The organism is Candidatus Villigracilis proximus (assembly GCF_016717045.1).
Lineage (GTDB): Bacteria > Chloroflexota > Anaerolineae > Anaerolineales > Villigracilaceae > Villigracilis > Villigracilis proximus.
Window position 1 is genome coordinate 1 of record NZ_JADJUO010000014.1, and the last position, 13,859, is coordinate 13,859.

The 13,859-nt window shown below is 45.8% G+C and carries 12 protein-coding genes and 4 pseudogenes; 9 read left to right on the forward strand and 7 right to left on the reverse strand.

Annotation, left to right across the window (positions count from 1 at the left end):
- Positions 1 to 1,179 precede the first annotated feature (1,179 nt).
- The 9 genes and pseudogenes from IPL71_RS15615 (at position 1,180) to IPL71_RS15655 (ending at position 7,120) form a co-directional block, all read left to right on the forward strand.
- Positions 1,180 to 1,598, forward strand: a pseudogene (locus IPL71_RS15615) (secondary thiamine-phosphate synthase enzyme YjbQ).
- A 95-nt stretch (positions 1,599 to 1,693) separates the two neighbouring features.
- A pseudogene (locus tag IPL71_RS15620) lies at positions 1,694 to 2,044 on the forward strand (secondary thiamine-phosphate synthase enzyme YjbQ); the annotation flags it as partial.
- Between the two features lie 65 nt (positions 2,045 to 2,109).
- The gene (locus IPL71_RS15625; protein ID WP_345323197.1) at positions 2,110 to 2,883 is read left to right on the forward strand and encodes a substrate-binding domain-containing protein; all 774 of its coding nucleotides are present in this window, start codon (positions 2,110 to 2,112) and stop codon (positions 2,881 to 2,883) included.
- Positions 2,884 to 2,896: 13 nt separating this feature from the next.
- The gene (locus IPL71_RS15630) at positions 2,897 to 3,316 is read left to right on the forward strand and encodes a substrate-binding domain-containing protein (protein WP_345323199.1); all 420 of its coding nucleotides are present in this window, start codon (positions 2,897 to 2,899) and stop codon (positions 3,314 to 3,316) included.
- Between the two features lie 28 nt (positions 3,317 to 3,344).
- Positions 3,345 to 4,586, forward strand: a complete 1,242-nt coding sequence (locus IPL71_RS15635; protein ID WP_345323201.1) for a substrate-binding domain-containing protein — start codon at positions 3,345 to 3,347, stop codon at positions 4,584 to 4,586.
- Entirely contained in the window at positions 4,513 to 4,935 is a 423-nt protein-coding gene (locus tag IPL71_RS15640; RefSeq protein WP_345323203.1) for a vWA domain-containing protein, read from the forward strand. The genes IPL71_RS15635 and IPL71_RS15640 overlap by 74 nt, the downstream gene beginning before the upstream one ends.
- A gap of 6 nt (positions 4,936 to 4,941) precedes the next feature.
- On the forward strand, positions 4,942 to 5,676 hold the full coding sequence (locus IPL71_RS15645) for a hypothetical protein (protein WP_345323205.1): 735 nt from the start codon (positions 4,942 to 4,944) through the stop codon (positions 5,674 to 5,676).
- A gap of 204 nt (positions 5,677 to 5,880) precedes the next feature.
- Positions 5,881 to 6,579 carry a 1-acyl-sn-glycerol-3-phosphate acyltransferase gene (locus IPL71_RS15650; protein ID WP_345323207.1) on the forward strand — a complete coding sequence of 233 codons (699 nt, stop codon included), beginning with the start codon at positions 5,881 to 5,883 and terminating at the stop codon, positions 6,577 to 6,579.
- Between the two features lie 16 nt (positions 6,580 to 6,595).
- Entirely contained in the window at positions 6,596 to 7,120 is a 525-nt protein-coding gene (locus IPL71_RS15655; RefSeq protein ID WP_345323209.1) for a type 1 glutamine amidotransferase domain-containing protein, read from the forward strand.
- Here IPL71_RS15655 and IPL71_RS15660 read toward each other — a convergent pair.
- The 7 genes and pseudogenes from IPL71_RS15660 to IPL71_RS15695 form a co-directional block, all read right to left on the reverse strand.
- Complete coding sequence (locus IPL71_RS15660) at positions 7,106 to 7,921, reverse strand: alkaline phosphatase family protein (protein ID WP_345323211.1); 816 nt, start codon at positions 7,919 to 7,921, stop codon at positions 7,106 to 7,108. The genes IPL71_RS15655 and IPL71_RS15660 overlap by 15 nt on opposite strands.
- Before the next feature lie 76 nt (positions 7,922 to 7,997).
- Positions 7,998 to 9,056 (reverse strand): annotated as a pseudogene (locus tag IPL71_RS15665) (ABC transporter ATP-binding protein).
- 20 nt (positions 9,057 to 9,076) lie between these two features.
- Positions 9,077 to 9,910: an ABC transporter permease gene (locus tag IPL71_RS15670; protein WP_345323213.1), complete on the reverse strand. Its 834-nt coding sequence runs from the start codon at positions 9,908 to 9,910 to the stop codon at positions 9,077 to 9,079.
- Positions 9,907 to 10,797, reverse strand: a complete 891-nt coding sequence (locus IPL71_RS15675) for an ABC transporter permease (protein ID WP_345323215.1) — start codon at positions 10,795 to 10,797, stop codon at positions 9,907 to 9,909. Before IPL71_RS15675 ends, IPL71_RS15670 begins: the two co-directional genes overlap by 4 nt.
- A gap of 169 nt (positions 10,798 to 10,966) precedes the next feature.
- Complete coding sequence (locus IPL71_RS15680; RefSeq protein ID WP_345323217.1) at positions 10,967 to 12,052, reverse strand: ABC transporter substrate-binding protein; 1,086 nt, start codon at positions 12,050 to 12,052, stop codon at positions 10,967 to 10,969.
- A gap of 181 nt (positions 12,053 to 12,233) precedes the next feature.
- Positions 12,234 to 13,219 (reverse strand): annotated as a pseudogene (locus IPL71_RS15690) (inorganic phosphate transporter).
- A 10-nt stretch (positions 13,220 to 13,229) separates the two neighbouring features.
- Positions 13,230 to 13,850, reverse strand: coding sequence for a DUF47 domain-containing protein (locus IPL71_RS15695; RefSeq protein ID WP_345323223.1), 621 nt, complete (start codon positions 13,848 to 13,850; stop codon positions 13,230 to 13,232).
- Positions 13,851 to 13,859 lie beyond the last annotated feature (9 nt).

Here is a 13,859-nt window from a genome sequence, read left to right on the forward strand (position 1 = left end):
TCCTTCGTTCATGCGGAAGACGGGGCCGTTGCGCTCGAAAATGATATGGATATTTTCCTTTGCAATCAAATCGCTGTCTGATGCACCTAAATCCCAAAAGATAGAATACCTAGAATAATTAAGTGGGAAGGTCATGGGAAATCTCCAAACCATAGGATACCCCATGTCAAACTATTTGAATATCAAAAATATGATGTTTTTATTATGAAAATGCTGTAAAAAGGTCCAACCGCACCCGATACTCACTACCTATTCTCCAAAGCACGCAATAAAAGCATAAAAATAATGCTTCACTTCATCCGTCTAAATACTGGTATATAGCCCACCTTCAACCGGCTCTTTCAGTTCATGCCACCTAGTTTATTGGAAAAAATATATCGTTTCGATGTGTATCAAAAGAAGATATGCTGGTGGGTTTGGGTTTAACTTAAATATCGTTCTCTCTGATCGTGGGATTCATACAATAGCCCGATAGTGGAACTCGCGGTGCGTAACTGTTTTTCGCCTTTTTTTGCTCGAAAATTGGCAAAAAGACAACAAAAAACCGCCTTTTTAGGGTGGTTTTTTCATTAATTCTTGGCGGTCCCGACGGGGATAGAAATCACAATTAGTCTCTATATTCAGTCACGAATGATAAAATCTTGTCTGTTGTAGGTTTTTTACGCACATAATGCAATGAGTTACAATTGAGTTTGAGATATGCCTTCACAATCACCTTGTTCTCCCTAAACGAGCATGTAAAAAGTGTCGTATTGTGTGTATCCCTGCCCCCAAGGGTTCATATCCCCTATTTGATCAACTAGACCATATCTACGATGGGGCGTAATTGTTTTTAGGTAATTGTTTTTTGGATATTTATCCTGGACTTCTTCTATCAACACAACGGAGAGACTTATTAGCCACAGCAACTAAAATTTAGCACCTGAAAATCCGTTATTTAGCCAGACAGGTACCGTTGCCAATTTTCGCCTTATAACCGCAATCAGATCTGTCCAGCGTGGCATATATCATGTATCGGGTATAAGTAACCATATACAATAATGCCTCAATAAAAATCTCAACTTTTATTCTGCTCCATAAGATTAACCCCTCTTAGTTTCAGTCAAAATTCAACCACCTCAATATCTACGAGTAAAGTAAAATCATTATAGACAACAAAATCTATAACACGAGATGGCTATGAAATCCTTTCGAAAAGAACTCTGGTTTAACCTCCCCACCCGGCTTGGCTTTGTAAACATTACCCCTCAAGTAGAGGCCTGCCTTCAAGAAAGTGGAATTATGGAGGGCATTTCTCTGATTTCCGCGATGCATATAACCGCTTCTGTTTTCATCAACGACGATGAATCGGGGCTACATCAAGATTACGAACACTGGCTGGAGGAGCTTGCCCCTCATGAACCAACAAGTCATTACAAGCATAACCAGACAGGTGAAGATAATGCAGACGCTCATCTCAAACGCCAAATTATGGGTCGTGAGGTAGTCGTTGCCGTCACTGATGGCAAACTTGACTTTGGTCCTTGGGAGCAGATTTTCTATGGTGAATTTGATGGACGGCGTCGAAGCGTGTTCTAATCAAGATCATCGGAGAATAAAAAGTCTCCCTGGCTTACGCTAGAAGGACTCGGTTCAACATATCTATCTTTATTCTTTTCGGCGAACATTTATGAATGAGAATTCAGTTTTGATAGGAGTAAAACTAGGTTTGGTGAAATCTCAAAGTGGTAATTGTGACGGACTGGTGAATGCCATGCATATCACCGCTTCGGTCTTCATCAACGATGACGAATCGGGGCTGCATCACGATTACGAGAAATGGCTGGAGAAACTTGCACCGCATGAGCCGGTCGGTCAGTATCGTCACAATGACACGGGTGAAGATAACGCCGATGCGCACATAAAACGTCAGATCATGGGGCGCGAAGTGACCGTGGCCGTGACAAATGGTCAACTTGATTTTGGCACCTGGGAACAAATCTTTTACGGCGAGTTCGATGGGAAAAGAAAGAAAAGAGTACTGGTAAAAATTATCGGGGAGTGACCTTATTTAACAAGTTGTTAATAGTGTGTATTTCTTTTCGTGTATAGTTGCGTACGGAAAATAAAATGCATACACCAAAAATCAACTGGTTTCTATTTGTCCTTTTTTCGGTGGCAGCAGTCGGGGTGTTAATTGCCGCCATGATCTCCCCTTCAATCCGCACTCTCGCTTATGCACCGCTGCGCGAAGCAATCATGCCGCCGCCGGAACCGATCGTGGTTTCCATACTCTACTCCACAGAGAAGGAAGCCTGGCTGAACGAAGCAATCATTAATTTTGAAAACACCAACGCAGCGATTGACGGCCACCCTATAAAAATTGAACTCGAAAAAATGGGGTCTTGGGAAATCACAGCCGCTGTCTTGGATGGCACACACAAGCCTGTGATTATCAGCCCGGCGAGTTCGCTGCAAATCGCAGCTTTTCAAGATGCATCCACTTTACAATTTGGCACTTCGCTTGTTAACCCCGCTGACTCATCAATCTGTCGTCCGGTGGTTACAACGCCGCTCGTATTGGTTGCGTGGAAGGAACGCGCGGATGTACTTTGGGGCAGTCAGCCTGGAAAGTCAATATGGCGAGACCTGCACGATGCCCTGACCGATCCACAAGGCTGGGCGGCGTACAATCATCCAGAATGGGGATATGTAAAATTTGGACATACCGACCCGCTAAAATCCAACAGCGGATTTATGACCATCCTTTTGATGACCTACGGCTATCACAACAAGACCTCTGACTTAAACGCATCTGACATTCTTTCCAATGATAAATACCAGACCTGGTTTTGGAAACTGAAGCATCCATTGGACAGTTTGAATACAGCACCGGCCCTTTGATGGAAAAATGGTTGTGTACGGGCCAAGCACATTTGATATTGTTGCGGTATACGAAGCGACCGCCATTGAACAGGCCGAAAATGCCGTTGGCCGATATGGCGAACTGCGCGTGTATTATCCGCCAGCAACTTTATTGAGCGATCATCCATTCTGTGTGCTTAATGCAGATTGGGTCACACCACAACAAACTCAGGCTGCAAAACTATTCATGGATTATTTAACAAGTAAACCGGCGCAGGAACTGGCTCTGCTGAAATATGGTTTCCGGCCTGTAGACTCTTCCATTCCGCTCGAACAGACTGGATCACCTTTTGACCAGTACGCCGCAAACGGTTTTCGCGCGGATATTTCCGGCATCCCTGATGTGGAAATCCCGGCAGGGAATGTGTTAAATACTTTGAGGGATTTTTGGTCTCGAAATGTAAGCAGATAAACGAAAAGCTTTTTGAGGAAGAATAAAAATGAAACTTCGCATATTATCCATTTTGATAATTCTTTCGCTGCTTTTAAGCGCGTGCGGCGCAATACAGGAATTCATTCCCGGCGAAAAAATAACAGTCAGCATTGTATATGGTTCTGAAAAGAAAGAGTGGCTTGAGCCGCTGGTGCAGCAATACAATGATGCGCGAAACGAAACGTCAGATGGGAAAATCATTGTCGTGGAAGCAACAGCCATGGGGTCGATTGAATCGGTACGGGGCATCATCGATGGCACGCTCCAACCCACAGTCTGGAGTCCCGCTTCATCGGTTTATATTCCGGTTGCAAATTCAGAATGGAAAAAGGCCCATGCCGATGACCTGGTCACTGGTTCGCCCAATGATCTGGTATTAAGCCCGGTAGTGATCGCGATGTGGCGACCGATGGCTCAGGCCCTGGGCTGGCCCGATAAAGCATTAGGCTGGCAGGACATCGCGCAAGTAGCAACCTCTGAAGAGGGTTGGGCAGCTTACGAACATCCTGAATGGGGAATTTTCAAATTCGGGCATACACATCCCTCTTATAGCAATAGCGGTATTGTTTCGATTATCGCAGAAACATATGCCGGACTGGGAAAACAACGCGGCCTGACCGAAAACGATCTGAAATCTCCCGAGCTAAAAGAATTCATGACCAATGTGGAAAGCAGTGTGATCCATTATGGAACCAGCACCGGCTTCTTCGGCGAGCGTATGTTTGAACGCGGACCGTCTTATTTAAGCGCGGCGGTATTATACGAAAATCTGATCGTAGCGCAGGAAACAAAACGAATAAGCGGTCAATCTTCGCAAATTCCAGTGGTTGCCATTTATCCAAAGGAAGGCACGTTCTGGTCGAATCATCCTTACGCAATATTGAATGCGGTCTGGGTTACGCCCGCGCAAAAAGAAGCGGCTCAATTATTTGAAACCTTCCTGCTTGATAAACCGCAGCAATTAAAAGCGCTTGAATATGGGTTCCGCCCCGCAGACCCATCCATCCCGTTAACTTCGCCGCTCAATGCCGAACATGGAATTGATATTACCCAGCCGCAAACCATCCTGGAAGTTCCCAGCGCATCGGTTATTGAAGGGATTCAATCCTTATGGCATGAAACGAAAAAGCCGGTTGACCTGATCGTCGTCATGGATATTTCTGGCAGTATGCGCGGTGATAAGATCACATCTGCGCGCGACCCTCACCCCGCTGACACCCATCGGCGAGAAACGCCAACAGGTACTTGATAGTGTTTCCGGGATATTCGAGCAAAACAACACCAGTTTATATGATGCCACGCTTCATGCCTATGAAGATATGCAAACCGAGGGCAACCCTAGTCACATCCGCGCCATTGTGGTCTTGAGCGATGGAGACGATACCGTATCTGTCGCAACGCTCGATCAGGTAATTGCCCGTATCACCGGCTCGGAAAATGAAGGTGGAAACGCCATCAAGGTATTTACCATCGCCTTTGGAGAAGATGCGGATTCGGATATTCTAAAAAGCATCGCGGAACCAAGCGGCGGCAAACAATATGACAGTCTGCCTGAAACCATTCAAAAAATCTACGATGAAATATCAACCTTCTTCTAACTCAATATGACAAACCGCCCGCCTCTTCTTACCTCGATCCTGCATCCGCTTAATCTATCCATGCTTGCGCTGACGGTTGCCGCCGGCCTGTGTTCAGCCTGGTGGCTGGCTCCTGTTGGTTTTATTTTCTGGTTAATCATGGTTGGTATCGTTGCGCGTGATCCCGGCCTGCAAATTTCATTCACACGTCAATCGCGCGAACCATTGGCGCAGCGCTTTCAAAATAGATTTGACCGCCTTGACCGCGCCCGCATTTCCATTTTCAACTCATTGCAGGGTGTTCCACCGTCTTTTCGTAGAACTGTCCAGCCCATTCAGGACACCCTGGATGATCTCACAGAACATGCCTATCAACTCTGTTTAAACATGACAGCGCTTGAAAATAATTTTGCAGTCCAGCAGATCGCCAATAATTTCGATGATGAAATTGAGAACATGCAGGAAAATATCCGTAAAGCAGCGGATACTTCTGGGAAAAAAGAGTATGAAGAAACGCTCAAGTCACTGCAAGAGCGTAAGATTCAAATGAAAAATATCAGTTCCCTGCTTTCGCGCTTTGAAGCGCAATTGACAGGCACAAACAATGCTGTGGATAGTGTAGTGACCGGGATTGCCGGTTTAAAAGGCCGGGATACAAAACAGGTTGCTGTGAAGATCCCACCGCTGCTGCAAGTTCTGCAGACTGAACAAATGGAACTGCAACAATTCGACGCAGAGTTGGAAAAAACATCACTGATCTAAATATAACTATTCCGGCCATGACAACAAAAGCGGGAAACAGAATTGAGCGGCTTAATGACTCCCTTGTTTTTGAACTAACCAAAGCGATGGCATTGCCGCAAACAAAGAGCGCAGATCCTGACCCATCTGTTATTTAACAGGGCCACACTTCGTTTTTCAGAAATCATCCTTGGATTTGATCGTGAAGTTGAACAACGCGGCGCAATGGCCGGTGCGCGCTGGCTGCTGCCATATTTCACCGCAGGCTACAAAGCAAGCGGCACGGAAATAATTCCAGAAAAAGGCCCGTTGATCATTGCATCCAATCATCCTGCATCTTATGATGCGATTGCGATCACTGCTCATATCTCCCGGCCAGATTACAAGATTATCATCGGCGAGATTCCGCCTTATCACTATCTGCCGCATGTTAGTCAGCACGCCATTTTCTCACCCAATGTAAAAAACACATTCGGGCGGATGCAAACTGTCCGCAATGCGATTCGGCATCTAAAAAATGACGGCGCATTGTTGATTTTTCCGCGCGGCGGCATTGAGCCTGACCCGGCCTTCATGCCAAACCCCGATGCAGAATTTAACAAGTGGTCGCGCAGTCTTGAGATTTTTATGCGAAGTGTCCCACAGACTCAAGTGCTTATCACCTCAGTCAGCGGTGTCATCTCAGAAAGAATCATGCGGCATCCCATTACCCGCCTGCAAAAATCCCGCCCGGATAAACAACGACTGGCCTTCATGTATCAAATGATCCGCCAGATACAAAGCGGCAAAGAGTTGTTCGGATTGACCCCACGTGTTACATTTGGAGAGTTACTAACCAGCGCCAACTCTAAAAATGTTTTAACCGAAGTTGAGCGTTCCGCAAGATATACACTTGCAAAACATTTATCGTTATTTCATTCATAAACCAAAGGAGTCAATCATGCGTTTACAAAACAAGACCATCGTTACCCTGATCGCTGAAGGCGTGGAAGACCTTGAATATTATGTTCCATTGATGCGCTTACAGGAAGAAGGCGCAAAAGTTTTATCAGCAGGCATGGATTTAAAACCCGTCAAAGGTAAGAATGGATTGGTCATCACACCTGATGTCACTATTGAGTCACTCAAGGCAGATGATATCTACGGTTTGATCCTGCCCGGCGGCTGGGCGCCCGATAAGATCCGCAGGTATGATGTGGTGAAGAATCTGGTAAGGGAAATAAATAATGCCAACAAGATCATTGGCATTATTTGTCACGGCGGATCGATCGCCATCTCTGCGGGCATCATCAAGCAAGGTCAACGCGCTACGGGCTCAGTTGGCATTAAAGATGACCTCGTCAATGCCGGCGCTGTTTGGGCGGATGAAGCTGCCTTTCGTGAGGGCAATCAGGTTTGGGGGCGGGTTGTGGCGGATATTCCTGATTTCAATCGCGAGCTGGTTAAGGCTTTAGTCGAAGGATAAAGGTTGTTGTTTCATCGTTGAAGGGATGGGGATTTCCAGCAGACTCAGGATCGTTGGGGCGATCTGCAAATGGGAAACGATTTGACCGGTATCGCCTCTTCCTTTAACGTTGGGCTGGATCACAAAAAATGGGACGGTTCGCTGCTCGGAGGCTGCTCCGCCATGCGAACCGTCTTTGTTGATGCCGTGGTCGCCGGTGACAAAAACAGTATAACCAAGTGCAGTCCATTCTTGAATTAAAGGAGCAAGCCACATATCCTGACGAGTAGCATGGTTACGATATTCCTTTGTGTCGGAGCCAAAGGTCTCACCGTGATAATCCATGCCCATTGGGTGGAGTAATAAATAATCAGGGGAAAATCTGCGCACAAGAGATGCGGCGCTTGCAAATAACTCTTTATCAGGATATTCATCTTCAGTGTAAAAACGTCCGTGCTGAATGTTTAAGGAAACATCATCTGTTTCTTTGTCATTAATCATGTTATACGGTGCATGGTTATATAACTCGGAATACCAGTAATATGCCGCAGCCGCTGTGACCTTTCCAGCAGCCTTCACCGCTTGAAAAACATTCGGCTGGTCTGAAAGCCTGACAATGGAATTGGCAACAATTCCATGCTCGCTGGATGGCAGGCCGGTGTGAATGGTCTCGTACATCGGGCGCGACATACTCGGCAATTCGCCAATGATCTTGTAAAGGGAGGATTTTTTACTTTCAACCAGATGCATTAAATATCCCATGTTATCAACAGCAACATCGTAACGCAATGCATCAGAGAGAACGAGAATTACTTTATTCATTATTCCTCTTAAAAAATCACAGGGGCGGCTCTATAATGAGCCGCCCCTGTGATTGATTCAATAAACTAACAGTAGATTACTCATCCAAAACCAGAACGGCTTCGCGGGAACAGGTCACCTGCTCCACAGACCCGATCTTTGGAAGCTCAAGAAACGGATTGTTGAACGTATCCATGTTGAACTTGGTGCTGCCGATCTTCACTTTAATGCGAACCACTGAACCGAGGAAGGTAACATTTTCAATGACCGCATCCACTACATTCGCTTTCTTCTGTTCTGAGGCAAAGCTTAAGCGTTCGGGGCGGATGGCAACCCGAACCTTATCGCCTTTCTTGCGTTCCTTCAAATCCACAGCAGACTCAAATTGCCCGCCGTCGATTGAAACCGTGCCTTTGGCAGGGTCTACTACTTCAGCGGAGGCATTGTTCAATGTTCCCACAAAGTTGGCGGAGAATACAGTGGTTGGGAAATTATAAATTTCAAAGGGAGTGCCTACCTGTTCCATTTCACCCATGTTCATCACGACGATGCGATCTGAAAGCGAGCGCCTCTTCCTGATCGTGAGTCACATAGATGGCAGTGATGCCAAGTTTTTGTTGAATGCTGCGGATTTCGGCGCGCAAGGAAATGCGAATCTTTGCATCCAAAGCGGAAAGCGGCTCATCGAGAAGCAAAACTTCGGGTCGAATGGCCAGCGCACGGGCCAGAGCGACGCGCTGCATTTGTCCTCCAGAAAGCTGATAAGGGTAACTATCCGCTTTCTTTTCAAGGTTGATGATGGATAGCATTTCCTTTACACGATCCTGGACATCTGCTTCTTTTTCTTTTCGAATACGCAAACCAAACCCGATATTCTGTGCCACAGTCATGTTGGGGAAAAGTGCATAAGACTGAAACACCATGCCTACATTACGCTGACTTGGAGCCTTATTGGTGATATCAACACCATCAATCGAGATTACGCCTGTTGTTGGGATTTCAAACCCTGCGATCATCCGCAAAGTCGTTGTCTTTCCACAGCCGGAAGGACCGAGAAAGGAAACAAACTCGCCTTTTTTACATCAAGGTTGAAATCATTAACCGCTGTGAAATCGCCGAAATGTTTGGAAACTTTTTTTAGCGCCAAATGTGTCATGTCAATTCTCCATCAAAGATTTAATGCGTCCCTGCAGCTTGCCCCTGTCCGCCTGTAAACAATTGAATCAGCCCCATTGCAACCCAGGTAAGAAGGAAACTGGCAAAAGAAAGCGCAGCAGGTTCATACGCACGATGCTGACCAAGCAAGAACAAATAAGGGCCAAAAGCAGGCACACCCAGAAAGGAAGCCAGAGTTACTTCGCCAACCACAATGGCAAATGTAAGTAACGCGCCGCTCAACAACGCTGAACGGATATTAGGCAGGATCACACGCATAATGATGGTAAACCAGCTTGCGCCGAGACTCTGCGCAGCTTCGGTAAGAGTCCGCACATCCACGGTACGCATACCGGTATCCACGGAACGGTACATGTAGGGCAGACCTAAAACCACATATCCGGCAACGATCAAAATATCGGTACCTACTTCAAAAGTCGTAAGTGGTTGTATTATCGTAATATTTGTAAATGGAATATTGACGGGGGAACTATAAATGCGGATCAAACCAAAAACAAGGATGATCGCGGGGACAACAAAAGGCAAAAGTGTAATGAACTCAACGATGCGGCGAGCTTCAGGCAAACGCAGTCGAATCCAATATGCGGTCGGTACGATCAGGATAATACTGGCAATGATCGTCATTAATGCAGGCATATTTGAGTAAAGGAAAGTTTTCAGAAAATCAGGATCTTCAAACGCTCTGGTATACGCCTTAAAGCCAATTACATCGCGTTCCATGCGGAGTGAAAAGTTAAGAGTTGCGTACAACGGCAAAATAAAATAGAGCGCGCCCAATATAAACCAGAACCAACTCCAAAAGGGAATTTGGCGAATTCGATTGAGTATTTTCATCGCAGCCACCTTTCTGATCTTTTCTGAAGCCAGGAATACCCCAGCAATGAGATCGCCATAATAACCACCATGCCTACAGCCATTGCATAACCCAACCCTGGATTATGGAGAACATCGCCTCTTATCTGCGCTCCGATCTGAATCGTGATAATACCAAGCCTGCCGCCTGTAAGAGCATAAGCAGTGGCATATGCGCCAAAAGCATTCCCGAACAACAAGATCATGGAGCCAAGAATGGATGGGAGCAAAACTGGAAATGCAATTCTAAGCCAATACTGCGTGGTGCTTGCGCCAAGGTTTTCAGCGGCTTCGCGCCATTCACGTTTCAATCCATCCAAAGCAGGAGCCATAATTAGCACCATAAGTGGAAATTGAAAATACATGTATGTAAGACTCAGTCCCCAGAAACTATATAAGTCAAAATCTGTCTGTTTGTATAAATTAACCCCGAAAATACTTTCAAGAAGGGCTGTCACAAAACCTGTACGTCCAAGCGTGGCAATAAAAGCAAAAGCAAGTGGAACACCCGCAAAGTTGGAAGCAACACCTGAGAATGTGATCAACACAGAACGTAACGGCTTCGGAAGCCCGCCCACCGTCACAGTATATGCAAGTAAAAAACCAAAAATACCGCCGCCAAGAGCGGTAACCGCGCTGATGCGAATACTCAACCAGTATGCATCAAGGATAAATTTTTCCTGAAACAATTGAAGGATATTTGCGAATGTGAACTGTCCTTCTTCATTCGTAAAACTTCCAATGAACAAACGAAAAGAAGGCAACACAAGAAAAAGAATTGCAAAAAGGAAAAATGGCGCGACACCAAGCCATTTTTTCCAATCGGAGAAAGGGGGTGAAACTTTTGGATTAAAAGCAGTTTGCGCCATAATTTAATTACCTCAACTTGCCATGGTACTGCATAATTTACCAAACCAAAACTTCATTTTGCCCGTATTTTCACATCTGAAAATTTAAAAATACAATGAGCAGTGCCTCTTGCTGTGGCGAGACCCCGCCAAATGGCAGGGTCTCGCATTATTACTTCAAAATCTTTTCTTACGGGGCGGCCTGTACATCAGCACCAACGGCTGAGTCCCATTTGGTTGTGATCAGTTCTTTGGCAACATTGAGCTGGTCAAGAGTTGGGAATACTGCGCCGGATACATCGGGCAATTTGGCAAGTAATTCAGCAGGGATGACACCACGGGCGCGCAAATCAGCTTCGCGGATCGGATGGCAATAACCTTCCATCCATAGCAGTTGACCTTCGTCCGAGTACAGGAATTCCATCCACAGTTTGGCGTTTTCAGGATGTGGCGCGTAAGCGCTAATAGCCTGAACATATACACCAGCGAAACGGCCAGTGGCAGGGATAACCACCTCAGCGGCAGGATTTCCTTCAAAGGAATCTATGGCAGCAAGGGCGTTATAGTCCCATGTAATGCGGACTGCGGTTTCGCCGGTAGCAACCAAACCGTTATTGGCGATCAATGGAACGAGATTTCCAGCGGTATTCATTTCAGCAAAATAATCAAGACCGGGCTGTGCATTATCAAGTGAACCACCGTTCGCAAGAGCAGCGGCATGGACAGTTTGAATAGCCTGGTTTGAAGTGCGGGGATCGCCAGACATTGCAACCTGACCATTGTATTTAGGATCAAGCAAGTCGGCCCAATCCTGAGGAACATCAGGCTGAACGTCTGTGTTTACAAGGAAAGACAACACGCCGTAGTAATCGCCATACCAGTATCCTTCCGGATCCTTGGCATCGTCAGGGATCGAATCCCAGGTGGAGACTTTGTAAGGTTGAATAAGTCCTTCAGCCTTGGAAGATTCACCGAACGCGAAACCTACGTCAATCACATCAGGGGCCTGAGGACCTTTGTTTTCCTTGTTGGCTTTAATGGCTTCAATCTCATCGCCTGAGCCAGCATCCGGATTCAATTCGTTGACTGTAATGTTGGGATATTTGGCTTTGAACGCATCAATGACGCCGCCATAATTACACCAATCATGCGGCAAAGCAATAACGTTCAATTCAGTTTCAGCAGAAGCGGCGGGGGCACCACCACAGGCAGACAACAGGGTTGCTGCAATTACGAACAGGGCGAGCAAATGGTAAGCAAAGTTTTTAGTACGCATTCTTTTTCTCTCTCCTATATGGTTTTTGTTTGATTGGACAAACGGAACACATTCCATAAACAGTATCTCTTCCTGACACCTCCAATCTATTAACAAATCGTTAATATTGTAGCATTATCAATATTCAAAGTCAAACATATCCAACTTCGAATTGATTGATCAAAATAACATTCCGCAGGTTTCATCGATTCACAAGAAATATCAACCAGTAAATTCCTGCAGAAAATAAAGCGCTGGCAGGGATCGTAATGATCCACGCGATGAGAATATCACCGGCAACTCCCCAGCGGACTTTCCCAAACCGTTCAGACGCACCGACACCTATGATTGCCGAACTAACAACCTGAGTGGTGCTGACGGGAAGACCGATCAACGACGCCGTCAAAATAACGAACGCCGAAGTCAACTGTGTCGCAAAACTATGCACCGGGCGGATCTTGTAAAACTTACCGCCCAGCGTACGGATCAATCTCCAGCCGCCAGTGCAGTGCCCAGCGCCATGGTTGAAGCGCTTAGCAAAATCACCCAAAACGGGATGTCGAAATCACTTAATTGTCCGCCGATGATCAAACTCAATGTAATAATACCCATTGTCTTTTGCGCATCATTTGTACCGTGACTAAAAGCAAGGCCAATTGCAGTAAAAAATTGACCATTTTTAAATAAATCATTGATGCGCGGCGTCGCATGTTTTGAGAGAAAATAGATAACCCTTAAAACAATGAACCCAATGACAAATCCGATCAGAGGCGAAACAAACAAGGCGATCAACACTTTATAAAGCCCTTGTACCTTAATCACATTCAATCCAACAGATACAAAGACAGCGCCCACCAATCCTCCGATCAAAGCATGAGACGAACTGCTCGGAATCCCAAAGAACCAGGTGATCAAATTCCAAATTACAGCGCCCATCAAACAGGCGATCAATGCCTCAAGTGTGAGAAGATGCGAATCGACAACATCGCTTCCAATTGTCTTGGCAACCGTCACGCCAAATAAAAAAGGTCCAAAAAACTCAGCGACGGCGGTCATCCCAAGTGCAACTTGAGGACGAAAGGCTCTTGAAGAGATCATGGTCGCCACAATGTTGCTCGAATCGCGCATACCATTAAGAAATTCAAAGATCAACGCCAGAATAATAACAAGGATCAGTTGAGGAGACATTAACACCTTGTTAAGTTTTCTTTACAACGATATCTGCAATTGTGTTCGCGGCTTCATCGCCGCGGTCTGCCGCATTGGATAAATGACGATACACTTCACGCATCTTCAACATCTCAACCACATGATGAATATCCTCGGGCCCGCTGAACAGATCGGCTACCGCTTCACGATAGACGGCCTCCACACGATTCTCCAGGGCTTTGGCGCGCTGGGCGTGATCCGTGGCGACATTCGGATGATTCGGAAGGCGCTGCACTGCGTGCCAAATTTCATACGCTGCATCTTTTAGTAAATTTGCCATTCTCAACATATACGGTGTGGACTTTACATTAAGAATAACCATTTCCATCACTGTACTGTCAGCATAATCAATCACATCATCAATGGAACGGGACAGAGAGAATATATCCTCGCGGTCAAACGGCGTGACAAATGTACGGTTTAATTCATCGATCAAAATACGCCGTACTTCATCTGCTTCTTTTTCCTTAATGGACAACTCTTCAGCAACTTCTGAATCAAGTGTCTCCAAATATTTAACAAGCAGTCGTAATGCTTCATAGGTAATCGAAGCCTGCTGTTCGATTAATTTTTGAAACACATCTTCCCTGCGCTTAAAAAACCTTAACATAAAATCTCC